This window comes from Streptomyces sp. CGMCC 4.7035, from assembly GCF_031583065.1.
In the GTDB taxonomy this organism is placed as follows: Bacteria; Actinomycetota; Actinomycetes; order Streptomycetales; family Streptomycetaceae; genus Streptomyces; species Streptomyces yaanensis.
Map to the genome: position 1 here is coordinate 7,016,428 of NZ_CP134053.1, position 22,745 is coordinate 7,039,172.

Annotated in this window: 24 protein-coding genes and 1 tRNA gene; 7 read left to right on the top strand and 18 right to left on the bottom strand. The window is 69.8% G+C overall.

The window, feature by feature from the left end; genetic code table 11:
• Positions 1-20 precede the first annotated feature (20 nt).
• A tRNA-Leu gene (locus tag Q2K21_RS30860) sits at positions 21-104 on the top strand.
• A gap of 53 nt (positions 105-157) precedes the next feature.
• On the opposite strand, the gene rdgB is transcribed toward Q2K21_RS30860, so the two are convergent.
• From rdgB to Q2K21_RS30880, 4 genes are all read right to left on the bottom strand, one after another.
• Positions 158-760 carry an RdgB/HAM1 family non-canonical purine NTP pyrophosphatase gene (gene rdgB, locus Q2K21_RS30865; protein WP_310777612.1) on the bottom strand — a complete coding sequence of 201 codons (603 nt, stop codon included), beginning with the start codon at positions 758-760 and terminating at the stop codon, positions 158-160.
• Positions 761-822: 62 nt separating this feature from the next.
• Entirely contained in the window at positions 823-1,221 is a 399-nt protein-coding gene (locus tag Q2K21_RS30870; RefSeq protein ID WP_310777615.1) for a hypothetical protein, read from the bottom strand.
• Between the two features lie 243 nt (positions 1,222-1,464).
• Positions 1,465-2,196: a ribonuclease PH gene (gene rph / locus Q2K21_RS30875; RefSeq protein WP_310777618.1), complete on the bottom strand. Its 732-nt coding sequence runs from the start codon at positions 2,194-2,196 to the stop codon at positions 1,465-1,467.
• Between the two features lie 97 nt (positions 2,197-2,293).
• Positions 2,294-2,527: a glucose PTS transporter subunit EIIB gene (locus Q2K21_RS30880; protein ID WP_055495256.1), complete on the bottom strand. Its 234-nt coding sequence runs from the start codon at positions 2,525-2,527 to the stop codon at positions 2,294-2,296.
• 338 nt (positions 2,528-2,865) lie between these two features.
• On the opposite strand from Q2K21_RS30880, the gene Q2K21_RS30885 reads away from it, so the two are divergent.
• Positions 2,866-4,119, top strand: coding sequence for a PTS transporter subunit EIIC (locus Q2K21_RS30885; RefSeq protein ID WP_310777621.1), 1,254 nt, complete (start codon positions 2,866-2,868; stop codon positions 4,117-4,119).
• A gap of 140 nt (positions 4,120-4,259) precedes the next feature.
• Here Q2K21_RS30885 and Q2K21_RS30890 read toward each other — a convergent pair whose 3' ends face one another.
• The gene (locus Q2K21_RS30890) at positions 4,260-5,012 is read right to left on the bottom strand and encodes an MBL fold metallo-hydrolase (RefSeq protein WP_310777624.1); all 753 of its coding nucleotides are present in this window, start codon (positions 5,010-5,012) and stop codon (positions 4,260-4,262) included.
• A 271-nt stretch (positions 5,013-5,283) separates the two neighbouring features.
• Here Q2K21_RS30890 and Q2K21_RS30895 point away from each other — a divergent pair, with 271 nt between their 5' ends.
• Positions 5,284-5,724: a type II toxin-antitoxin system PemK/MazF family toxin gene (locus Q2K21_RS30895; protein WP_310777627.1), complete on the top strand. Its 441-nt coding sequence runs from the start codon at positions 5,284-5,286 to the stop codon at positions 5,722-5,724.
• Positions 5,725-5,742: 18 nt separating this feature from the next.
• Here Q2K21_RS30895 and Q2K21_RS30900 read toward each other — a convergent pair whose 3' ends face one another.
• The 9 genes from Q2K21_RS30900 to clpS all read right to left on the bottom strand — a co-directional run bounded on the left by Q2K21_RS30900 (position 5,743) and on the right by clpS (position 13,618).
• On the bottom strand, positions 5,743-6,297 hold the full coding sequence (locus tag Q2K21_RS30900) for a hypothetical protein (protein ID WP_310777630.1): 555 nt from the start codon (positions 6,295-6,297) through the stop codon (positions 5,743-5,745).
• Between the two features lie 141 nt (positions 6,298-6,438).
• On the bottom strand, positions 6,439-8,511 hold the full coding sequence (locus tag Q2K21_RS30905) for a putative Ig domain-containing protein (protein ID WP_310777633.1): 2,073 nt from the start codon (positions 8,509-8,511) through the stop codon (positions 6,439-6,441).
• A gap of 311 nt (positions 8,512-8,822) precedes the next feature.
• Positions 8,823-9,773: a PLP-dependent cysteine synthase family protein gene (locus tag Q2K21_RS30910; RefSeq protein ID WP_310777636.1), complete on the bottom strand. Its 951-nt coding sequence runs from the start codon at positions 9,771-9,773 to the stop codon at positions 8,823-8,825.
• 16 nt (positions 9,774-9,789) lie between these two features.
• Positions 9,790-10,068, bottom strand: a complete 279-nt coding sequence (locus Q2K21_RS30915) for a MoaD/ThiS family protein (RefSeq protein ID WP_310777640.1) — start codon at positions 10,066-10,068, stop codon at positions 9,790-9,792.
• A 114-nt stretch (positions 10,069-10,182) separates the two neighbouring features.
• Complete coding sequence (locus Q2K21_RS30920) at positions 10,183-10,278, bottom strand: putative leader peptide (RefSeq protein WP_310777643.1); 96 nt, start codon at positions 10,276-10,278, stop codon at positions 10,183-10,185.
• Positions 10,279-10,357: 79 nt separating this feature from the next.
• Entirely contained in the window at positions 10,358-10,780 is a 423-nt protein-coding gene (locus tag Q2K21_RS30925; RefSeq protein ID WP_310777646.1) for a M67 family metallopeptidase, read from the bottom strand.
• A gap of 76 nt (positions 10,781-10,856) precedes the next feature.
• Complete coding sequence (locus tag Q2K21_RS30930) at positions 10,857-12,317, bottom strand: amino acid permease (RefSeq protein WP_310777649.1); 1,461 nt, start codon at positions 12,315-12,317, stop codon at positions 10,857-10,859.
• 346 nt (positions 12,318-12,663) lie between these two features.
• The gene (locus Q2K21_RS30935; protein WP_310777652.1) at positions 12,664-13,269 is read right to left on the bottom strand and encodes a DUF2017 domain-containing protein; all 606 of its coding nucleotides are present in this window, start codon (positions 13,267-13,269) and stop codon (positions 12,664-12,666) included.
• Between the two features lie 31 nt (positions 13,270-13,300).
• Positions 13,301-13,618 (bottom strand): ATP-dependent Clp protease adapter ClpS, encoded by a 318-nt coding sequence (gene clpS / locus Q2K21_RS30940; RefSeq protein ID WP_310777655.1) that lies wholly within the window; start codon positions 13,616-13,618, stop codon positions 13,301-13,303.
• 91 nt (positions 13,619-13,709) lie between these two features.
• Here clpS and Q2K21_RS30945 point away from each other — a divergent pair, with 91 nt between their 5' ends.
• Both Q2K21_RS30945 and Q2K21_RS30950 read left to right on the top strand, forming a co-directional pair.
• Positions 13,710-15,062 (top strand): nicotinate phosphoribosyltransferase, encoded by a 1,353-nt coding sequence (locus tag Q2K21_RS30945; RefSeq protein WP_310777658.1) that lies wholly within the window; start codon positions 13,710-13,712, stop codon positions 15,060-15,062.
• A 230-nt stretch (positions 15,063-15,292) separates the two neighbouring features.
• A complete protein-coding gene (locus tag Q2K21_RS30950; RefSeq protein ID WP_310777661.1) occupies positions 15,293-15,877 on the top strand; it encodes an isochorismatase family protein in 585 nt (194 codons plus the stop codon).
• A gap of 10 nt (positions 15,878-15,887) precedes the next feature.
• Here the strand turns inward: Q2K21_RS30950 and Q2K21_RS30955 are convergent, their stop codons facing one another.
• Together Q2K21_RS30955 and Q2K21_RS30960 are read right to left on the bottom strand one after the other, a co-directional pair.
• Positions 15,888-16,220, bottom strand: a complete 333-nt coding sequence (locus tag Q2K21_RS30955) for a hypothetical protein (RefSeq protein WP_310777664.1) — start codon at positions 16,218-16,220, stop codon at positions 15,888-15,890.
• 169 nt (positions 16,221-16,389) lie between these two features.
• On the bottom strand, positions 16,390-18,717 hold the full coding sequence (locus tag Q2K21_RS30960; RefSeq protein ID WP_310777667.1) for an immune inhibitor A domain-containing protein: 2,328 nt from the start codon (positions 18,715-18,717) through the stop codon (positions 16,390-16,392).
• A 482-nt stretch (positions 18,718-19,199) separates the two neighbouring features.
• Between Q2K21_RS30960 and Q2K21_RS30965 the strand changes: the two genes are divergently transcribed.
• A complete protein-coding gene (locus Q2K21_RS30965; protein WP_310777670.1) occupies positions 19,200-19,490 on the top strand; it encodes a hypothetical protein in 291 nt (96 codons plus the stop codon).
• Between the two features lie 145 nt (positions 19,491-19,635).
• Here the strand turns inward: Q2K21_RS30965 and Q2K21_RS30970 are convergent, their stop codons facing one another.
• A complete protein-coding gene (locus tag Q2K21_RS30970; RefSeq protein WP_310777674.1) occupies positions 19,636-20,430 on the bottom strand; it encodes an RDD family protein in 795 nt (264 codons plus the stop codon).
• Between the two features lie 54 nt (positions 20,431-20,484).
• A complete protein-coding gene (locus Q2K21_RS30975; RefSeq protein ID WP_310777676.1) occupies positions 20,485-22,035 on the bottom strand; it encodes an RDD family protein in 1,551 nt (516 codons plus the stop codon).
• A gap of 244 nt (positions 22,036-22,279) precedes the next feature.
• On the opposite strand from Q2K21_RS30975, the gene Q2K21_RS30980 reads away from it, so the two are divergent.
• Positions 22,280-22,738 (top strand): SsgA family sporulation/cell division regulator, encoded by a 459-nt coding sequence (locus Q2K21_RS30980; protein ID WP_310777680.1) that lies wholly within the window; start codon positions 22,280-22,282, stop codon positions 22,736-22,738.
• Positions 22,739-22,745 lie beyond the last annotated feature (7 nt).

Sequence of the window (22,745 nt, forward strand, 5' to 3'; positions counted from 1 at the left end):
CCGGTAGCATGGCTTGGCACGCGGCCGTTGCTGAATGGTATAAGCGGAGGTTTTAGGTGCCTCTGGGCTTTTTGCCCATGTGGGTTCGAGTCCCACCGGCCGCACGCCTTTGAATCGAAGGTCCACTCGGAACAAGCAGCCGGGTGGACCTTCGTCGTCAGCCCAACAGCTCCCGAACCACCGGCACCAACGCCCGGAACGCCTTCCCCCGGTGGCTGATCGCGTTCTTCTCCTCGGGGGTCAGTTCCGCGCATGTGCGGGTCTCGCCGTCCGGCTGGAGGATCGGGTCGTAGCCGAAGCCGTTCGTGCCGGACGGGGCATGGCGCAGGGTGCCTCGGAGCTGGCCCTCGACGACCCGTTCCGTGCCGTCCGGGAGGGCCAGGGCGGCGGCGCAGGCGAAGTGGGCGCCCCGGTGGGCGTCGTCGATGTCCCCGAGCTGGGCCAGGAGCAGGTCCAGGTTGGCCTTGTCGTCGCCGTGCCTGCCCGCCCAGCGGGCCGAGAAGATGCCGGGGGCGCCGTTCAGGACGTCGACGCACAGGCCCGAGTCGTCCGCCACCGCCGGCAGGCCGGTCGCCCGGGCCAGGGCATGGGCCTTCAGGAGGGCGTTCTCGGCGAACGTGACGCCCGTTTCCTTGACGTCGGGGATGTCGGGGTAGGCGTCCGCGCCGACCAGGTCGTGCGGGAGGCCCGCTGCGGCGAGGATCGCCCTGAGTTCGGTGATCTTTCCGGCGTTGCGCGTGGCGAGGATCAGGCGGGTCATGTCCACCAGTATCCGTGTGGGGTCGACGCCTGCCTCGGCCCGCCCCCACACCCGACGGCCTCCTACGACGTGCACACCTTCGTCAGCTCGCCCGCCGCGTCCGTCACCGGGGCCACGTCCGGGGTCTTGTCGCCGTTCTTGACGGCGTCGCGGACGTTCGTGACGGCCTTGCGGAGGTCTTCGACCGCCTTGTTGACGTCGACGTTGTCCGTCTTGTCGCCGATCTTGTCGAGGTTCTTCTCGATGGAGTCGAGGGACTGGTCCGTCTGCGTCGGGTCGTTCGCCGCGTTCTCGACGGCCTGCTGGAGGTCGGTGACGCTGTCGGCGATGGCGTCGGCGGTCTGTACGCAGTCGATCGCCTTGTTGACGGCGTCGCAGCCCGCGCTCGCCCCCACGGCGGCGAGTACGGCGACGGCTGCGAACGCGGCGGTGGCGGTGCGTCGGTGGTGGCGCGCGGCCATGGAACGGTTCCCTCCCCGTGGACGGTGCTGCACTCTGCCGTGGACGCGCCGGCCGGTCCGGCTCGTCCTACGCGTCGATGGTCGTACGCGTAGATGGTCGTACGCGACTGCGGGAGGGCGCGCGGGATTTTCCCGTGCGCCCTCCCGCAGTCGGCTCAGCTGTCGGTTGTCAGCTGTGCGGCTGTGCGGCTGTGCGGCTGTGCGGCTACTTCTGTCTTCCACCTCTAAGAACGTCGGTTCGCCTTACTCGGTTGCCTCCAGCGCCGCGCGCTGGATCGCCGCGAGTTCGTCGCAGCCCGCGACCGCCAGGTCGAGGAGGGCGTTCAGCTCCTTGCGGTCGAACGGCGTCGCCTCCGCCGTGCCCTGCACCTCCACGAAGCGGCCGTCGCCGGTGCAGACGACGTTCATGTCGGTCTCGGCCCGGACGTCCTCCTCGTAGCAGAGGTCCAGGAGCGGTACGCCGTCGACGATGCCCACGGAGACGGCCGAGACCGTGCCGGTCAGCGGCTGCCGGCCCGCCTTCACCAGCTTCTTGCGCTGTGCCCAGGCGACCGCGTCCGCGAGCGCCACGTACGCGCCGGTGATCGCGGCGGTGCGGGTGCCGCCGTCGGCCTGGAGCACGTCGCAGTCGAGGACGATCGTGTTCTCGCCGAGCGCCTTGTAGTCGACGACGGCGCGCAGGGAGCGGCCGATGAGCCGGCTGATCTCGTGCGTACGGCCGCCGATCTTGCCCTTGACGGACTCGCGGTCGCCGCGGGTGTTGGTGGAGCGGGGCAGCATGGAGTACTCCGCGGTGACCCAGCCCTCTCCGCTGCCCTTGCGCCAGCGCGGGACGCCCTCGGTGACGGAGGCGGTGCAGAAGACCTTCGTGTCGCCGAAGGAGACGAGGACGGAGCCCTCGGCGTGCTTGCTCCACCCGCGCTCGATGGTGATGGGGCGGAGCTGTTCGGGGGTGCGGCCGTCGATTCGAGACATGGCCCTGAGCCTAGCCGCATACGGGGAAGGGGCCCCTTCCACGGTGGGTCAGGGCCCCTTCCCGGGCGGCGCGCGGACCCGGTCGGGTCCTGGCGCCTCACATCATGTCTTCGATCTCCGCCGCGATCGGGTCCGCGTCCGTGCCGATGACGACCTGGATGGCGGTGCCCATCTTGACGACGCCGTGGGCGCCTGCGGCCTTCAGGGCGGCCTCGTCGACCAGCGAGGGGTCGTTGACCTCGGTGCGGAGCCGGGTGATGCAGCCCTCGATCTCGTCGATGTTGTCGATGCCGCCGAGCCCGGCGACGATCTTCTCAGCCTTGCTGGCCATGTGGTGTCTCCCTGATCAGAACCGCCTTGTCGCAGTGACTGGTCTACACCACCCAGGGATCCGTCGACAATCCCGCCACGAGGGCACGGCAGTGCGATGTGTCACGATTCGCCCGCGAGTACCCCTTGGAACACCGGTCCGAGCTTCTTTGTGACGAATGCGGCATTGATCCCCGCATGCCGGATGCCACAGAATTCACGGGTTCCTTATCCCCGCACGCCGTGCTACAACAGGTCTACACCAGTGGTGTAGACCACACGGGTGCTGTTGACCCCTCACTCCCCTTTTCCTGCTTCACCCTTCCCGTCCCCCGGCAGCATCCGGCACATGGAGGAACTATGAGCACCGCCACCGCGACCACGGCGGCCCCCGCGAAGAAGCGGGGATCCGGTCTGTTCCAGGGCCTACAGAAGATCGGCCGCAGTCTCCAGCTCCCGATCGCCGTGCTGCCGGCGGCGGGCATCATGGTCCGGCTCGGCCAGGACGACATCTTCGGCAAGGACGGCCTCGGCTGGGACAAGGTCGCCGCCGTGTTCAACGCCGCCGGCGGTGCCATCACCGGCAGCCTGCCGATGCTCTTCTGCATAGGCGTCGCAATCGGCTTCGCCAAGAAGTCGGACGGCTCCACCGCCCTGGCCGCGCTGGTCGGCTTCCTCGTCTACAGCAAGGTGCTCGAGGCGTTCCCCCTGACCGAGGAGCACATCGAGAAGGGCAAGATCGTCGCGGCGACCTACAACAACCCGGGTGTCCTCGGCGGCATCATCATGGGTCTGCTGTCGGCCGTGATGTGGCAGCGCTACCACCGCACCAAGCTGGTCGACTGGCTCGGCTTCTTCAACGGCCGCCGTCTGGTGCCGATCCTGATGGCCTTCGTCGGCGCCCTCGTGGGCGTCTTCTTCAGCCTGCTCTGGGAGCCCATCGGAAACGGCATCACCGACTTCGGCGAGTGGATGACCGGCCTCGGCGCCACCGGCTCGGCCCTCTTCGGCCTCGTCAACCGTGCCCTCATCCCGATCGGCATGCACCAGTTCGTGAACACCGTGGCGTGGTTCCAGCTCGGCACGTTCAAGGACAGCGCGGGCCAGGTCTTCACCGGCGACTACAGCCGCTTCCTGCACGGCGACCCGACCGCCGGTATGTTCATGTCCGGCTTCTTCCCGATCATGATGTTCGGCCTGCCTGCCGCGGCCCTCGCCATCGCGCACTGTGCCCGGCCCGAGCGCCGCAAGGTCGTCACGGGCATGATGATCTCGCTGGCGCTGACCTCCTTCGTCACCGGCGTGACTGAGCCGATCGAGTTCTCGTTCATGTTCATCGCCCCGGCCCTGTACGTGGTCCACGCGGCCCTGACCGCCGTGTCGATGGCCGTCACCTGGGGGCTGGGTGTCCACGCGGGCTTCAACTTCTCCGCGGGCGCGATCGACTACGCCCTCAACTGGAACCTGGCCACGAAGCCCTGGTTGATCATCCCCATCGGCCTGGTCTTCGGGGCGATCTACTACTTCGTCTTCCGCTTCGCGATCATCAGGTTCAACCTGCCCACCCCGGGCCGCGAGCCCGAGGAGGAGGTGGAGGACCTCACCAAGGCGTGAGCAGCTCCCCCGCGCACGCGAAGGCCCCGGAACCCGTCGTGAGGTTCCGGGGCCTTCGCATGTCCAGGGGGCCGACTCCCCGTACGACAGAGCGCGTCAGCTCTCGTACGACACAGCACGTCGGCTCTCGTACGACAGGGCTAGATCTCGTACGACACCCGAGGCGCTGCCAGGTCCACCGGCCCCGCGAACACCGCGCGGGCGTCCGTCAGGTTGGCCTGGGGGTCCGTCCACGGCGGGATGTGGGTGAGGACCAGGCGGCGGGCTCCGGCGCGGGTGGCCGCCTCGCCGGCCTCGCGGCCGTTGAGGTGGAGGTCCGGGATGTTCTCCTTGCCGTGGGTGAACGCGGCCTCGCACAGGAACAGGTCCGTGTCGCGGGCCAGTTCGACCAGCGCCTCGCACACCCCGGTGTCGCCGGAGTACGTGAGCGACCTGCCGCCGTGCTCGACGCGGATGCCGTACGCCTCCACGGGGTGGCGCACGCGTTCCGTGTGGACGGTGAAGGGGCCGATCTCGAACGTGCCCGGCTTGACCGTGTGGAAGTCGAAGACCTCGCTCATCGAGGAGGCCGAGGGAGTGTCGGCGTAGGCGGTGGTGAGGCGCTGTTCGGTGCCCTCCGGGCCGTAGACCGGGATCGGCTCGCAGCGGCCGCCCTCGTGGCGGTAGTAGCGCGCGACGAAGTACGCGCACATGTCGATGCAGTGGTCGGCGTGCAGATGGCTGAGGAAGATCGCGTCGAGGTCGTAGAGACCGCAGTGGCGCTGCAGCTCGCCCAGGGCGCCATTGCCCATGTCGAGAAGCAGCCGGAAGCCGTCGGCCTCGACGAGGTAGCTCGAGCAGGCCGATTCCGCGGACGGGAACGACCCCGAGCAGCCGACGACGGTGAGCTTCATAAGAGCTGGAACCTCCGCGTGGCAGGAAGTGCAGAAGGCGGGGACGGGAACGGTGACAGGGGTCGTGCGGTCCGTCGAGCGTAAGGCGCAAAAGGGTGGGTCGCTCCATCAGCAGGGGCCGTTGTGGGCGAACTCACCCGTGGTGTCACCGGTTCGGCTGGAAGGGGGGCGTACGGTGCGCGCGGTACGGCGCACGGCCCGCGGCGGAGCCGCTCGTTGATACGGGCTGCCAGGCGGGCGACCGGGCGAACGCGCCGGTACCGTCATCCATATGGACACGTCCTGGTGGCTGGCACTGGCGGCGTTGGTGCTGCTCGCGCTGGTCGCGACGCTGGTGGACGGCTGGGGGCGCGGATCGCGCCGCCGCCGCGCGGCCACGCGTCCGCCGGGGCGTCCTCGGGCGCATCCGCGGCCGGCCGAGATCTGGTGGGCGAGCGTGCCGTACGAGGACCGGCGGGGCGGTAGGGACCGGCCGTGTCTGGTGCTGGCGGTGCGCGGGGACAGCGCGACGGTCGCGAAGATCACCAGCAGGTACCACGACGAGCGGACGGGCGTGATTCCGCTGCCGCCGGGGACGGTGGCCGACGCCCAGGGGCGGCCCAGCTTCCTGGAGACGGACGAGCTGCGGGACGTGCCGTTGTGGGACTTCCGGCGGCGGGTCGGGGTGGTGGATCCCGTGTTGTGGGACCAGGTGCGGTACTTGGCCGGGTGAGGGGCGGGGGGACAGGCGTCACCGGTCCCTCACCGTCACGGTGACCGTCCACTGCTCGATGCCCAGGCACGACTTCTGGCCCGGACGCTTGGCACACAGGGGGCGGGTCGAGGTGAGCCGCGCCGTTCCGGGCGCGACCGCCTCGAAGGCGGCGCTCGCGTCGCCCGGCAGGATGACGATGCCGGCGTTGATGGCCTTCAGCGCACCGCCCTTGGCAGTGACGGGAGCCCAGGGCCGCTCCTTGGTGCCGTCCAGCGTGAGGCGGATCTGACCGCCCGTCTTCAGGCACACGGTGCGGCCGGTGTCGGCGGCGGTGAGTTGGGCCTCGCTCGTGCAGCCCGTGCCCGTCGCCGTGGGGGACGGCGACACCGACGTCGACGCTGACGGCGAAGCGGACGGGGGCGCGGACGGCGAGAGGGAGGGCGACGCGGACGGTTCGGCGGACCGCGACCCCGACGGTGACCCCGCGCCGCTGCCGGCCGTGCCGCCGTCGCTCTGTGTTCCGCAGCCGACGAGGAGGAGTGCCGCCGCCGCGGCGGCGACGGTGGTCCGGTGGAGCGTCGTACGGCGCATGGGCGGCCGCCTTTCCTGTGCGCTGGTCCTGTGCCCTGCTGCGGATGTGACGTTTCTCCAGTGCATCAGGATCCCCGCACGACGGCGACGGGACCCGGCCGCCTCCACGGCCGGGTCCCGCGCACTCAGGGAAAGGGGATGTCAGCTGGTCGTGACGGCCGTGTCGTCGACGACGAAGCTGGTCTGCAGCGAGGAGTCCTCCGCCCCGCTGAACTTCAGGGTGACCGTGGAGCCGGCGAACGAGGACAGGTCGAAGGACTTCTGGACGTAACCGGAGGCGGCATTCAGGTTCGAGTACGTCGCCAGCGTGGTCGACCCGGCGGTCACCGTCAGCTTGTCGTACTGGCTGCCGGTGGAGGTCTCCGCCGTGTCGATGTGCAGGTAGAAGGTGAACGTCGCCTTGCAGCCGGACGGGATCGTCACCGACTGGGACAGCGTGTCGGTGTGCGAGGAGCCGTAGCCGTCCATCCAGGCCTTGTACGAGCCCGCGTGCGCGGCCTCACTGCTGGAGTTGGTGATGACTCCGCTCGACGCGGTCCACGTCGTGTTGCCCGACTCGAAGCCCGGGTTGCCGAGCAGCTGCGCGGACGTGCACGTGCCGCCACCGCCGGAGGAGCTGACCGTCCAGGTGAACGAGGCCGAGCCGGAGGCGCCGGTGGAGTCGGTGGCGGTGACGGTCACGCCGTACGTCCCCGCGGTGGACGCCGTACCGGAGATCAGGCCGGTCGAGCTGCTGATGGACAGGCCGGTCGGCAGGCCGGAGGCGCTGTAGGTGAGGGTCGCGCCCGCGCTGTCGGAGGCCGATATCTGGAGGCTGACCGAGCTGCCGGTCGTGGTCGACTGGCTACCAGGGTTGGTGACCGTCACCGTGTTGCCGCTGCTGCTGCCGGAGGCGAAGGCCGTGGTGCCGTTGGGGGTGCCCCAGCCGGTCGGGCCGTCGTAGCCGGTGGTGGCGGTGCAGAAGTACGACGTGGAGCAGCTGCCGTTGTTGCCGCTGGTGACGTCGTACAGGTTGGAGGTGTGGGAGTACGGGTACTTCGCCGGGTAGTCGCTGGAGCCCGGGGTGCCCGCGAGGGCGTAGACGCCGGCGATGATCGGGGCGGAGGCGCTGGTGCCGCCGTAGACAGCCCAGCCGGAGCCGCCGTAGGTGTCATAGACCGCGACGCCGGTGGCCGGGTCGGCGACCGCGGAGACGTCGGCCTCCATGCGCTTGGTGCAGCCGGTGTCGGTCTGCCAGCTCGGCTTGGGGTCGTAGGAGGAGCAGCCGGAGCCGGTGCCCTCGGTGCTGGACGTCTTCCACACGGACTCGGTCCAGCCGCGGGAGTTGGAGGACGTGGACAGCGCGGTGCCGCCGACGGCGGTCACGTACTGGGAGGTCGCCGGGTACTCGGCGCCGTACGCGGAGTCGCCGGAGGAGACGGTGATGGCGACGCCGGGGTGCTTGAAGTAGGAGGTGTCCTCGCTGGTCTGGGAGGAGGACTCGTCGCCGCCCCAGCTGTTGGAGACGAACTTGGCGCCGAGTGCGACGGCCTCGTTCTCGGCGGTGCCGAGGTCGGAGTCGGTCGCGGAGTTGGCCTCGACCAGGATGATGTTGCAGTTCGGGCAGACCGCGCTGACCATGTCGATGTCGAGCGCCTCTTCACCGGCCCAGCCGGTGTCGTTGGTGGGCAGCGAGGTGGTCGAGCCGGTCTGGCTGACCTGCTTGAAGCAGCCGTTGGCCTTGGTGCAGGCCGACAGGCCGTACGTCGAGCGGTAGGTGGCCAGGTCGGATTCGGCGTTGGGGTCGTTGTACGCGTCGACGACGGCGACGGTCAGGCCGGAGCCGCCGGTCGAGGGCAGGTTGTAGGCGCTGTGCAGGTTGGCCGGGGAGAGGCCGGAGGGCGCGGCGGCGGCGAGCGCCGAGGCGAGCCGCTGCTTGATGTCGGTACGGCGCTGGGCGAAGCAGGACGCGTGGCCGGCCTTCGCGGTGGCGCACAGGTGCTGGGTCGGCACCTTCTGGCCGGCCTTGCCGGTGGAGTGGAAGGTCTGCCGTTCGGGGGCGGTGAGGGCCTTCGCGTTCTGGGTGACGCGGGAGGTGTGGGGCGCGGTGGCGATCTGGGCCCCGGCGGTGGGGGCCGCCATGAGCCCGGCGACGGTGAGGGCGAGGGCCGGGACGGCGGCGGTCAGGAGTCTTCGCAGGCTCCGTCGCCGCTTGCTCGGGCGTGACTCACGCATGGGTGCTGCCTCCATCGGGAGTGGGGTTCTCGACTTGGGTGGCAGGCCCGTGACGCGCGTAGCGGCGGGTGGAAGCGCGGTCATGAGCATGACACTTGGAACACCTTGAACGCCCCGCGTTTGCCGGGTGAGCGTGACATGACAGGGCGCGGGCAGAACGTAGTCCGCCCCCGGGGAGGTGGGGCAGCCCCGAAGGAAGATCTTTGCCGCCCCATAACAAGCGTTTACCCCCTCATGGAGGGGGTTGGCGCGTGAAGGATGAGGCCTATGCCCACAGCTGACCCTGGACTAGGCCCAGAGCTGACCCTGGACTAGGCCCAGAGCTGGCCCTGCAGCGTCTCGATGGCCTCTTCGGTCGTGGCGGCCGTGTAGACACCCGTCGAGAGGTACTTCCAGCCGCCGTCGGCCACGATGAACACGATGTCCGCGCTCTCGCCCGCCTTGACGGCCTTCTTGCCGACGCCGATCGCCGCGTGCAGGGCGGCGCCGGTGGAGACGCCGGCGAAGATGCCCTCCTGCTGGAGGAGTTCACGGGTACGGGTCACGGCGTCCGCCGAGCCCACCGAGAATCGGGAGGTGAGGACCGAGGCGTCGTACAGCTCCGGTACGAAGCCCTCGTCGAGGTTCCTGAGGCCGTACACCAGGTCGTCGTAGCGCGGCTCGGCGGCGACGATCCTCACGTCCGGCTTGTGCTCGCGCAGGTAGCGGCCCACGCCCATCAGGGTGCCGGTGGTGCCGAGGCCCGCCACGAAGTGCGTGATGGAGGGGAGGTCGGCGAGGATCTCGGGCCCGGTCGTCGCGTAGTGCGCGCCCGCGTTGTCCGGGTTGCCGTACTGGTAGAGCATCACCCAGTCCGGGTGCTCGGCCCCCAGCTCCTTGGCGACGCGTACGGCGGTGTTGGAGCCGCCCGCCGCCGGGCTGGAGATGATCTCGGCGCCCCACATGCCCAGCAGGTCCCGGCGCTCCTGCGAGGTGTTCTCCGGCATCACGCACACCATGCGGTAGCCCTTGAGCTTCGCCGCCATGGCCAGGGAGATGCCGGTGTTGCCCGACGTCGGCTCCAGGATCGTGCAGCCGGGGGTCAGCCGTCCGTCCTTCTCCGCCTGCTCGATCATGTGCAGCGCGGGGCGGTCCTTGACCGAGCCGGTCGGGTTGCGGTCCTCCAGCTTGGCCCAGATACGGACCTCGGGGGACGGCGAGAGCCGCGGCAGGCGCACCAGAGGGGTGTTGCCCACCGCGGCCAGCGGGGAGTCGTAGCGCATCGGTGATCAGCGACCGTCAGGCCATGCCGCCGGCCACGGCCGGCAGGATCGTCACGTTGTCGCCGTCGGCGACCTTGGTGTCGATGCCGTCGAGGAAGCGGACGTCCTCGTCGTTCAGGTAGACGTTGACGAAGCGGCGCAGTTCGCCGCCGTCCACGATCCGGGCCTGGATGCCCGCGTGACGGGTGTCGAGGTCGGCGAAGAGCTCGGCGAGGGTCTCCCCACTGCCCTCGACGGCCTTCTGCCCGTCGGTGTACGGGCGGAGGATGGTGGGGATGCGGACCTCGATGGCCATGGCTTCGGGCTCCTGTCGGGAGAAGTCAAGTCGGTGGACGCGCGGCAGCGCGGAAAACAGTGGGTACACCATGTGCGAAGCCGCGGCTCACGGCCGTACGGCAGCAGGGCAGCGTCAACAGATGGCGCTGTTCAGCCTGCACAGGTCGACGTGCAGCCGCGCCACGAGCAGCGTGCCCGGCGTCTTCTCGCTCACGTCATGGAAAACCATGGGGTCATCGTATCGATTCCCCCACCGGTGGCCGGAGTGTGATCTCGCATAGTGGATGAATCCTGTCCGGATCACGGAATCAGTAGCTCTCCACGACCTTGACCTCCTCCTCCGTCACCTCGCCGTCCACGATCCGGTACGAGCGGAACTGGAAGTCGCCGAGTCCGTCGGTGTCGGCGGTGGAGACCAGCACGTAGTGCGCGGCGGGCTCGTTGGCGTACGAGATGTCCGTGCGGGACGGGTACGCCTCGGTGGCGGTGTGGGAGTGGTAGATGACGACCGGGTCCTCGTCGCGGTCGTCCAGCTCGCGGTACAGCTTGAGCAGATCGCCGGAGTCGAACTCGTAGAACGTGGGCGAGCGGGCGGCGTTCAGCATCGGGACGAAGCGCTCGGGGCGGTCGGAGCCGGCCGGGCCCGCGACGACGCCGCACGCCTCGTCGGGGTGGTCCTGGCGCGCGTGCGCGACGATCTGGTCGACGAGGGCCTGGGTGATGGTCAGCATGCCGGCCAGGATAAGCAGAAGGGCCGCCCCGTACCGAGGAGTGGTACGGGACGGCCCACATGGTGAGCTACCGGGCTCAGCCGACCTTCTCGAACTCCGTTTCGCGCCGCTCGGCGACCTGCGGGTTGCGTGCCTTCAGGACCGCCCAGCCGACACCGAGCGCTGCGGCCCAGCCGGCCATCACGTACAGACAGACGCGGGAGTCGGCGTCGTAGGCGATCAGGCAGGTGACGAAGAGCAGGAACGCGATGGCGATCCAGCTGCACACCGCGCCGCCCGGCGCCGGGAAGGAGGAGGCGGGCAGCCGGCCCGCATCGACGGCGCGGCGGTAGAGGACGTGGCTGACCAGGATCATCAGCCAGGTCCAGATGCCGGCCGCGGTGGCCACCGAGGTGACGTAGCCGAAGGCCTTCTCCGGGACGATGTAGTTCAGAACCACGCCGATGCCCATGAAGGCGACCGAGACGGTGATGCCGAGGGCCGGGGTCTTGGACGCCGACAGACGGTTGAACGCCTTCGGGGCCTCGCCGTTGTCCGCGAGGGTGCGCAGCATGCGGCCGGTGGAGTACATGCCCGAGTTGCAGGAGGACAGGGCCGCGGTCAGCACCACGAAGTTGACGATCCCGGCGCCGGCCGGGATGCCGATCTTCGCGAAGGCCTCGACGAACGGGCTCACGCCGGGCGCGAACTCGGTCCACTTCACCACGCAGAGGATGACGGTGAGGGCGCCGACGTAGAAGAGCGCGATGCGCCAGGGCAGGGTGTTGATCGCCTTGGGGAGGGTCTTCTCGGGGTTCTCCGACTCGCCCGCGGTCACACCGACCAGCTCGACGGCGAGGTAGGCGAACATCACGCCCTGGAGGGTCATCAGCGAGGAGCCGATGCCCTTGGGGAAGAAGCCGTCGAACTGCCAGAGGTTGGAGACGGAGGCGGTGTCACCGGCGGAGCTGAAGCCGAAGGTGAGCACGCCGAGACCGATCACGATCATGCCGATGAGCGCGGTGACCTTGACCATCGAGAACCAGAACTCGATCTCGCCGAACAGCTTCACCGAGATCAGGTTGGCCACGAACAGGACCACCAGGAAGACCAGCGCCGTCACCCACTGCGGGATGGACGGGAACCAGTAGTGGACGTAGATCGCGGCGGCCGTCAGCTCGGCCATGCCGGTCACCACCCACATCAGCCAGTACGTCCAGCCGGTGAAGTAGCCGAAGAACGGGCCGAGGAACTCGCGGGAGTACTCCGCGAAGGAGCCCGAGACCGGGCGGTACAGAAGCAGTTCGCCGAGCGCCCGCATGATGAAGAAGACGATCGCGCCGGCGAGGGCGTACATCAGGATCAGGCTGGGCCCGGCCTTGGCGATGTTCGCCCCGGCGCCCAGGAAGAGGCCGACGCCGATGGCGCCGCCGATCGCGATCATCTGGACCTGACGGCTGCCGAGCCCGCGCTCGTACCCCTCTTCGGGGGCGTCGCCGCCCACGACTCCATTGCGGTCGTGCTCGTCGTACAGCTTCCCGACCTGCGATGAGGTCATGTTGGTGCGCCTTTCTCCACGCCGATCCGAGCCAGTCCCATGGCTTCGGATCGGGTTCCGATCCCCCCGGATGTGATGGAGCTGTGCCAGGCCGACGGTCCGTCGGCTCGGTGGCGCACCCGACCGGACATGGATGGTGTCCGTCGGGCGGTCGTGAAGATTTATCACGGCCGCAACATTGATCGGCGGTGCGACATGTGACGCACCGCATGGGAAAAAGCGGACAAAGTGGCCACGAGGCGGGCATTCGCGACCGCAAAGGAGACGCGATCGTTATCCGGATTTGAGCGTCCGCTGAGCGAACACCGGACGGTGGCCGGGCGTACGCGAGGCCCGTGCCCCCGCGTCAGGGCAGGAGGGTGTTGACGAGGGTCTCCTGGAGGCCGCCGAGCCACAGGTACGCCATCACCATGGGCTTGCGCGGGTCCTCGTCCGGCAGTTCGTAGAGCTGGTCGGTGTCGTCCTCGTCGACGACCTCCAGACGGGAGCCGATCGCCAGGCGCAGGTCGTTGAGGGCCCCGAGCCACTGCCTGGACTGCTCCTGCGACAGCTTGAGGACCCCGCCCTCGGCGCTCGCCGAGGTCAGCAAGTCCAGCGAGCGGACCACCGCGAGGGCGTTCTCACGTTTGCCCGCGCGCAGGTCGTTCTCGGTGAAGCGGCGGAACTCGGCGGAGTGCGCGCGCCGTTCCTCGGCCTCCTCGGACGAGGCCGCCTCACCGCCGGGGCCGCCGTACGCGTCCGGGAACAGGCGGCGCAGCACCGGGTCGGCGGGTGGTTCGCTCGGGCCTTCGGCGAACAGCTCGGCGAGCGGGTCCTCGGGGGCGTTCTCGGCCGGCCCCGGCCCGATGAGTTCCAGCAGCTGCACGGCGAGCGACCGGATGATGGAGATCTCGACGTCGTCGAGCGCGACGGCCGCGCCGCCGCCGGGGAGCGGTTCGAAGTGTCCTGGCATGAGGTCTTTCGCTGCTTGACGGGCGTACGGGCTACTTGCGGTCCTGCTGAAGGGTGGCCCACAGACCGTAGCCGTGCATGGCCTGTACGTCGCGCTCCATCTCCTCGCGCGTCCCGCTGGAGACCACCGCCCGGCCCTTGTGGTGGACGTCGAGCATGAGCTTGGTGGCCTTGTCTTTGGTGTAGCCGAAGTACGTCTGGAAGACATACGTCACATAGCTCATGAGGTTGACCGGATCGTTGTGGACGATCGTCACCCAGGGGACGTCGGGCTCGGGTACGGCGAAGGCTTCCTCCGCCGACTCGGTCTTTTCGATCTCTAGGGGTGCGGGAGCCGTCACACGGCCCATGCTGCCACCTCGACGGGGCGCTCGCACAAACGGGCTCGGCCGTCGGAGCATAAATCGTCAGACTGACGAGATGGGGGTACGATCCTCGTTTATGAACACTGCGGACCTTGGGGCGGACCTCGGGCTGCCCGTGGACGTGCCCTCGACGGCGCTCTTCACCGACCACTACGAGCTGACGATGCTGCAGGCCGCCCTGAAGGCGGGCACCGCCGAGCGGCGCTCCGTCTTCGAGGTCTTCACCCGGCGGCTGCCCGAGGGCCGCCGCTACGGCGTCGTGGCCGGCACCGGGCGCGTCCTGGACGCGGTCGAGAACTTCCGCTTCGACGCGGGCCTCCTCGGCTTCCTGCGGGAACGCCGGATCGTCAACGAGGAGACGCTCGACTGGCTCGCCGGGTATCGCTTCGGCGGTGACGTCTGGGGCTATCAGGAGGGCCAGATGTACTTCCCCGGCTCGCCGATCCTGCGGGTCGAGGGCTCCTTCGCGGAGTGCGTGCTCCTGGAGACCGTGATCCTGTCCATCCTCAACCACGACTCCGCCGTCGCGGCCGCCGCCTCCCGCATGTCGTCCGCCGCCGACGGCCGGCCGCTGATCGAGATGGGGGCCCGGCGCACCCACGAGCTGGCCGCCGTGGCCGCCTCGCGCGCCGCGTACGTCGGCGGCTTCGCGAGCACCTCCGACCTGGCCGCCGGGTTCCGGTACGGCATCCCGACGGTCGGCACCTCCGCCCATGCCTTCACGCTCCTGCACGACAGCGAGAGCAACGCCTTCCGGGCCCAGGTCGACTCGCTGGGCCGGGGCACCACGCTGCTCGTGGACACGTACGACGTCACCGAGGCCGTACGGCTGGCCGTCGAGATCGCCGGGCCCGAGCTGGGCTCCGTGCGCATCGACTCCGGCGACCTGCTGCTGGTCGCGCACCGCGTGCGGCAGCAGCTCGACGAGCTGGGCGCGACGAAGACGAAGATCATCGTGACCTCGGACCTGGACGAGTACGCCATCGCCTCGCTGCGGGCGGCGCCCGTGGACGCGTACGGCGTCGGCACCCAGTTGGTGACGGGGTCCGGCCATCCGACCTGCTCGATGGTCTACAAGCTGGTCGCCCGCGCCGAGTCGGCGGACTCGAAGGCCCCGCTGGTGCCGGTGGCGAAGAAGTCGACCGGCGGCAAGACGTCCATCGGCGGGCGCAAGTGGGCGGCGCGGCGGCTGGACGAGCACGGGGTGGCCGAGGCGGAAGTGATCGGCACCGGGCCGGTGCCGGACGAGCTGGCGGACCGGCAGCTGCTGATCCAGCTGATCAAGGGGGGCCAGGTCGTCGCCCGCGAGGCGCTGGACGTCGTACGCGACCGGCACGCCGCCGCACGCGCCAATCTGCCGCTGTCGGCGACGCAGCTGTCGCGCGGGGAACCGGTGCTTCCGACGGAATACCTGACGCACCACGGGTGAGGCGTCGGGGTAAGGGCCGGGTGTGGCTTCGGCCCGCCCGGCCCCCGGGCGCATGAACGCGCGGCCGGTGGGAATGCAACGGCCGCGCACCCGCGCACCCGGTCGGCCCCCCTATGCCCCCTCCCGCCCGGCCCTCGAAGTCTCTAGGCTCGGAAGTTCATGTAGTTCATACGGACGGCCGGGCCCGCACCCTCCACACCGAACCGCTGCCAAGCCGAAGGACACCGACCATGCGCCGCGCCTTGATCGTCGTAGACGTGCAGAACGACTTCTGTGAGGGTGGCAGCCTCGCGGTGGCGGGAGGTGCCGACGTGGCCGCCGCGATCACCGAACTGATCGGGCAGGCCCCCGCGGGGTACCGCCATGTCGTCGCCACCCGGGACCACCACATCGCCCCCGGTGGCCACTTCGCCGACAACCCCGACTACGTCCGCTCGTGGCCGGCGCATTGTGTGGCGGGCACCGAGGGCGTGGGCTTCCACCCGAACTTCGCCCCGGCGGTCGCCTCGGGCGCGGTCGACGCCGTGTTCGACAAGGGGGCGTACGCGGCGGCGTACAGCGGGTTCGAGGGGGCCGACGAGCACGGGGTGCCGCTGGGCGACTGGCTGCGGGCCCGCGGGATCGGCGAGGTGGATGTGGTGGGGATCGCCACGGACCACTGCGTGCGCGCCACCGCGCTGGACGCCGCGCGGCAGGGCTTCCGTACGCAGGTGTTGCTGGACCTCACGGCCGGGGTCTCCGAGGAGACCACGGAACGCGCGCTGGAGGAGCTGCGGGAGGCCGGCGTGGAGCTCTCCGGCAAGCCGGTCGTGTAGCCCGCGGGGCCTACACCTGCGCCGTCGGGCTCCTCAGGAGTGCCTTGATCGGGCGCCACAGTTCCTGGGTGAGGTCCTGCGTCGCGTTGTCGGGGGCCGTGCGCCATATCAGGCCGTCGGGGTGGTGCAGGACCGCCGTGATCTCGTCGGGGGTCGGCGGGGCCGCGTTGCCCCGCAGATAGACCGCGCGCAGGCCGAGGTTGCGCAGGCGCGTCAGGGCGCGGGCGCGGTTGCGGGCGAGGACGAGGAAGCGGATCGAACCACTGCCCGAATCCGGGCTGGGCAGGTTCAGCGCCACCACCACGCTGCCGTTCGGCAGCTTGCAGAAACCTCCTGCGGCCATGCGTGTCACATCCCCGTGAGACGTTGTGTCAATAAGAGAGCCACAGGACGCACCTAAACACGATCGGCCGCCACCCGCCAGAGGGTTGCGGCCGATCATGCTCTGACCTGCGGAAACCTTGTTCAGTTTGTGACCAGGGCCACTGCGGACATGATCGTCCGAGGGGCTCCTACTTCGACGGCAGCACCGCCACCGTCAGTACGCTGCCGTTCTTCGCCTGGCGGAGCAGCTTGATCTTCGTGTGGGTGTCCGGCACCTTCACGCCCGCGTACTTGGTCGCGGAGTAGTAGTACGTGCCGTTGTGGTCGTCGAAGACCGAGACGCCCGCCCGGCTCGCGATCTTCGTGGCCACGCCGCCGTAGTGCAGGGTGACCGCGTCCGTGGCGTCCAGGGTGAACGGGGAGTCGAAGGACTGGATGCGGCTTTCCATGTACGTCCCGTTCGACCACTTCAGCGGCTGGGCGTGCGCGTCGACCGGCAGGATCAGACCCTGGCCCGGGTGCTCGCTGACGTTGTTGTCCTCCTGCGAGGTGTCCCAGAGCCAGATCAGCAGGCCGTTCTGGTACGGGTAGTGCTCGACCCAGTTCGGCTTGGTGTTGCCGAAGCCGAAGTTGTACGGGCCGGTCTTCAGGGTCGTGTCGTAGGAGACGTACTGGCGGTTCTCCGCGATGTAGTACTGCGGGTACTGGCCGGTGAAGGACGCACCCTTGACCGAGAAGCCGTTCACCGCCCAGTCGCCCGTGCCGTTCTCGGCGCCGTCGCTGAAGACGGTGGAGCCGTCGGCGGTGATGGTGATGTCGTCCGCCGCGAAGCCCTTCTTGGCGACACCGGAGTCGGTGGCGTAGCGGAAGCGCAGCTTGATCGACTTACCGGCGTAGGCGTCGAGCGGGTAGACCAGGTCGGTGTACGCGGCGATGGTGCCCGTCAGGGCCGGCTGGTCGCTGGCGTCGCGCGGGAGCGCGGTGCCGCCCACCGTGCCGTCGATCGGCTTCCAGTTCGTGCCGCCGTCGGTCGAGACCTCCGTGTACAGGAAGTCGTAGCCGCTCTCGATGTCGAAGTAGCCCTTGAGGGACAGCGCGGCCGAGGACTTGCCGGTCAGATCGACGTCACGGGTCAGCGTGTTGTTGAGGCTGTTGCCCTTGCCGCTCCACCACTGGTACGAGCCGCTCGCCGGGGTGACCAGGGTCGTGGTGACGCTCTTCTTCGGCAGCGTGACGATCAGCGCCTGCGGGTTGGCGGTGGTGTACTCCGAGTACCCGAGCCTCGTCGCCGACTTGGTGCCGGCCACCACGGTCCGGTAGTCCAGCCAGCCGAGCTGGAGCTTGTCCCAGGTGGTGAAGTCGCCGGGGACGTCGCCGATGCTGTTCTTGCCGGCGCCGAGCCAGGAGCCGGAGGACATCAGGTCCCAGAAGCCGGTGGAGTTCTCGGCGTTGCCGGTGGTGTCGTAGTTGTCGGGCAGGCCCAGGTCGTGGCCGTACTCGTGGGCGAAGACACCGAGTCCGCCGTTCTCCGGCTGGATGGTGTAGTCGCCGACCCAGATGCCGGTGGAGCCGATCTGGGTGCCGCCGAGCTTGTTGCCCGCGGGGCCGGTGTTGCCGGCGTCGGTGCCGTACGCGTACCAGCGGTGGGCCCAGATCGCGTCCTCGCCCTGGGCGCCGCCGCCCGCGGACTCGTCCTCGCCGGCGTGCACGATCTGGAAGTGGTCGATGTAGCCGTCGGGCTCGTTGAAGTTGCCGTCGCCGTCGTAGTCGTAGCGGTCCCACTTGTCGTACGCCGCGATCTTGGACTTGATCTGGGCGTCGGTGTCACCGGCGGCCTTGCGCTGGGCGACCCACTTGGCCAGGGCGTCGCTGACGAGGTTCCACACGCAGGTGTCGCACTCGTTGGTGCCGTAACGGGCCTCGTTGTAGTCGACCTTGACCCAGTCCTGGACCTGGCCGTCGACCGAGTACCGGCCCGAAGAGGCCTTCTCGTAGAACTGCTTGAGGCTTTTCTTCGTCGTGTCCGTCGAGAAGTAGAGGTCCTGGTAGTGCTGCCGGTTGTAGTCCGCCTGCCACGCGGTGCTGTTGTCCGTGGTGCGGTTCGGCTGGGCTATCTGGTTGTGCTTGGGGCCGGCGGTGCCGCCGTACTGCGACGTCCTGGTGCCGAACTCCGCGAGGATGGTGAAGATCTTGTCGGTCCGCTCGCGGGCGAGTTCGACGTACTTGCCGCTGCTGAGCTTCACCACCTGAGAGGCGCCGCGGTCGGTGACCGTGGCCTTGCCGGATATGACCCGGTTGAGCGCTTCCTCTCGCTGAGCCTCCTGAGTCTTGCTCAGCGGCCCGTCGAAGTTGTGCTCCCTGCTCTTGGCCGGCTGTGGGTCGTGCCGGTGCGCGGCGGCTGCCGCCGAGGTGCTCCGCCCGGTCTGGGCCACGGCGGACGCCGAGAGCGTGGCGGTGGCCGCCGCGAGCACGACGAACGCCGCACCTGCCCTGAACGTCCAGGGTCTGCTGGTCACTTGATGTCCTCCCCGACGCGCCCGTTCGCGCGGAGAAGGGTTCTCGGGTGTCGTGGAAGGTCCGCGCGCGGTGTACGCGTGTGTCAAGTGACGACATTTGACCGGAGGTTTAAAAGAAAAGACAGATCTTGACTTGAACAGGCCAAGTGCATTAATGGAGCGGGACGTCCGCTATACGAACGGCATAGTCGCACGTCAACCGGCGCGTGCATACGTCCGGTTGTCGGACCGCATGACTCAGTGCGCCCCCTGTGCACCGGCACCGTGGGTTAGGTCACGCTTACCAGCCGTTCCGGTCGGGCATGGAGGCGAATAGAGTCGATAGGCGGAGCGTCGGAATGGCGACGGATTGTCCTGTCGACACCGTTGTCACCCCACGATTCCGAGACAGACCCCAAAGTGCCCCATAATCCACACAGTTGTCCGCATCCTCCCCCATCGCGAGAGGCACCGGGGGGAGACCTCCACCCCGAGGAATGGCCATGCCTCGTCCGACTGCCGCACAGCTCGCCTACGGTTCCTGCACCGTGATCTTCTCCACCCTCGCCATGCTGCTGCTGTCACAGACGAGTTCGGGCCTGGGGATCGCCGTGATCGCCCTTGCGGCGCTCGCGCTCGGACTGCTCGTCGCCGTGACGGTCCCCCTGCCGAAGCCCGCGTCGACCGCGACCGGACGATCCCGGGACCAGCAGCCCGTTCCGGCCGGCCGCGCGACGGCAACCGTCGGATCCGCCGCACCCGCCGAGTCCGTACACGAGCCGGCGAATCCCTGAACCGGGCGCGCGTGCCCAGCACTTCACCGGCACCACCGGCACCACCTCGCAGGGAGCACTCGAACCGGCGGGCCCGTGATGCACGGGCCCGCCGGTTCATACGTACGCCACTCCCCTTTTCCTCATTCCCCTCGTCAGCTCGCGCTCAACTCGTACTGACCTCCACCGTCTTGGCTGCTTTGTCGTGAAGGCCCTGTTTGTAGGGCTTGTCGAAGAAGCTCCAGCCGCCGCAGATCGCCGTCCAGATGCAGGCGCAGCAGAACGCGAACGGGAGCCACAGCACCAGCGCGCGGATCAGCGCGGTCTGCACGGAAGGGGTGGCGCCGTTGTCGAGGTTGGCCACACGCATGTTCAGCAGCTTCTTGCCGAGCGTCTGTCCCGACCTGCTGATCATGATGGTGTCGTACGCCACGTAGAGCACGGCGGCGATCACGGACTGGCCGACGGACTTGCTGTACTCGATCCTGTCGGCGTCGACGTTGTACTCGGTGGTGCGGAACGCCCAGGACAGCAGCACGACGACCACCCCGACGATGATCATGTCGAGGATCCGCGCGAGCACGCGCTTGCCGCTGTCGGCCAGCGGGGGCATTCCGGCGAGGGGGTCCGTGCCTCCGTACGGGCCGTAGGGGCCTCCTCCGCCGCCGTAGGGGCCTTCGCCGCCGTACGGCGGGGGCGCACCGTACGGGGGGCCGCCGCCGGGCGGGGGTGCGCCGTACGGGGGTTGGCCGCCGGGCGGGGGCTCACCGCCGGGCGGGGGTTGGCCGCCCGGCGGAGGCTGGCCGCCGTGGGGTGGCCAGCCGCCTGGCGGAGGCTGGTTGCCCACCAAGCCCCCGTGGGGGCCCGTGGCGTCGCCCTCGGACGGCGGGGGCTGCCTTTTCCTGAACGGGTCGTCGTCCGGGGAGTCTCCTGAGCCGGGGGGCGGCGGTTCGGTGCTCATGGCCCGAGTCGACCGCGAACCCTCCGGCTCCGCATCCGTACAGGTCCGTCCGGGTCAGCCCGCCACGAAGGTGTGCGCCGCCTTGTCGTGCCAGCACTGGCGCCAGGGGCGGTCGAACACGCACCACAGGACGCCGACGACACCCACGACGAGCAGGCCGGGCACGCTGTAGACGAGCCAGCGGCGCAGGGCCGGACCGAAGGCCGGCGGCTCGTGGCCCTCGATGTCCCGCACCTCGATGCCGCACAGCTTCTTGCCGAGCGTGCGGCCCCACTTGGCGGTGGGCAGCACCTCGTAGAGGACGCCGAAGCCGAGGAGCACGGCGAGCACGATGGCGAGGTAGACCGAGGTCGTGCCGTCGAGCAGCCACACCGTGACGGTCTGCCCGGACTGCTTGGCCGCGTCGATCTTGCCGTTGATGTGGTCGATCGCCTTGGTGCCCAGCGGTACGGCGGCCACGCCCGTGATCGCCGCCAGGACCAGGGTGTCGAGGAGCCGCGCGGCCAGCCGCTTGCCCAGGCCCGCGGGCCGGGCCGCCGCCTGCGCCCGGGCGGCCGCCTGGAACACGTCCTCCACCGGCGGCTTCCATGGTGCGACGGGCCCGCCGTCGGGGCCCGAGCTCGCGAGTCGGTGCACCTGCTGCGCCCAGGAGGGCTGGCCGCCACCGGCGCCCGTGGTCATGGGCGTGGCCGCGGGAGCGGCGGACTGCTGGGGCACGCCGGCCGCGGGCTGCTGCGAGAGTGATCCGGCCGACTGCTGCGGGGGCACCCCCGTGGCGGGCGCCGATGCCTGCTGCTGCGGCGGGGCCGTCCGCTGCGGTGCGGGGTCCGGTGCCTCGGGGTCCAGTCCCAGCGCCTGGCGGGCCGCGGCCTGGGCGTTCGTCGGGCGCGCGGCGGCGGGCTGCCCGGAACCGGAACCTGCCGCCTCTGTGCTTCCGCCCTGCTCCCCCGTGCGCGGGGAGAGCGCGCGGAACTTCATGGTGCCCTCGTCAGCGGCGGGGCCGCCGGTGCCGGAGGTGCCGGGGGCCGCGGTGGCGGCACCTCCGTCACGCGTCGGCCGGCGGAACACGGTCGTGCCGTCGGAGGCCGGGGAGGGACCTGAGCCGGAGCCGGTCCCGCCCGCGGAGTCGGCGGGCGGGATCGTCGCCGTGCCGTCCGTACGGGTCGTGCCGTCGGGGCGGCCCGCGAGCGGAGCCCGCGGGTCGGCTCCCTGGGGCGCGCCCCAGGACACCCGGCGGTCCTGGTCGCCGCCGAAGCCGGACTGCTGGGAGCGGTCGGCGCCCCAGGCCGAGGCGGGCTCGGGGCGGCTGCCGTGCTGGGCCTCGGCCGGACTCACCTGGCGGGGCTCCTCGGCCGGACTGACCCGGCGGGGCTCCTCGACCGGGTCCTCGTCGAAGAAGTGCGGCCCGGTCTCCTCCACCGAGGGCTGCGCGGGCCCTGCGCCGGGTGGCGGCGAGAGTGGCCGGCCGTCGTTGGGGGCCGGCCGGCTGGTACCCGGCACCCAGGCGGCGCCGTTCCAGTACCGGACGTATCCAGGAATGGACGGATCCGGGTAGTACCCCTCGCGGGGCCTGTCGTCACCGGGTGCCGGGGTTGGGGCGCTCATGTCCGTCGTCCCGTATCTGCTCGGGGGGTCGTGTGGACATCCACATCTATCAGAACCGGGCAGGGGGCACTGCCGCTCCGCCCCGACCCACCCCTTTCCGGGCGACACCGCGCACTCCCTTCACACACCCGGAACACACCGCGAAAGAATTTCTCCGAAACTCGCGTAATGCTTCCGGCACCTGAGTGCTCTCACTCGTACGGGCCCACCGACGGGCCCCCGTACCGGAGAGGAACCGCACATCATGCACACCGTCGTGGAACGCGAGCTGGAGCTCGAACTCGTCCTGTCCCCCGAGCGCAGCATCCCCGTCCTGGCCAGGCTCGACTACCGCACCGACGACCCGTACGCCGTCCGCGTCACCTTCCACATCGACTCCGACCACCCCGTGTGCTGGACCTTCGCCCGCGAACTGCTCATCGAGGGGGTGTTCCGGCCCTGCGGGCACGGGGACGTGCGGGTGTGGCCGACGAAGGTCGCGGGCCGCAGCGTCGTTCTCATCGCGCTGAGTTCACCGGGCGGGGACGCCCTGCTCCAGGCACCGGCCGCCCCCGTGTCGAGCTGGCTGGAGCGCACACTGCGGCTGGTCCCGCCGGGCGCCGAGTCCGGCCGGCTCGGCATAGAGGACGGCCTGGCCGAGCTGCTCGCCCCCACGGCGGCCGACGACACGTGGCCGTGGGACGAGTCGACGGACGGTGAGTGAGCCGGGG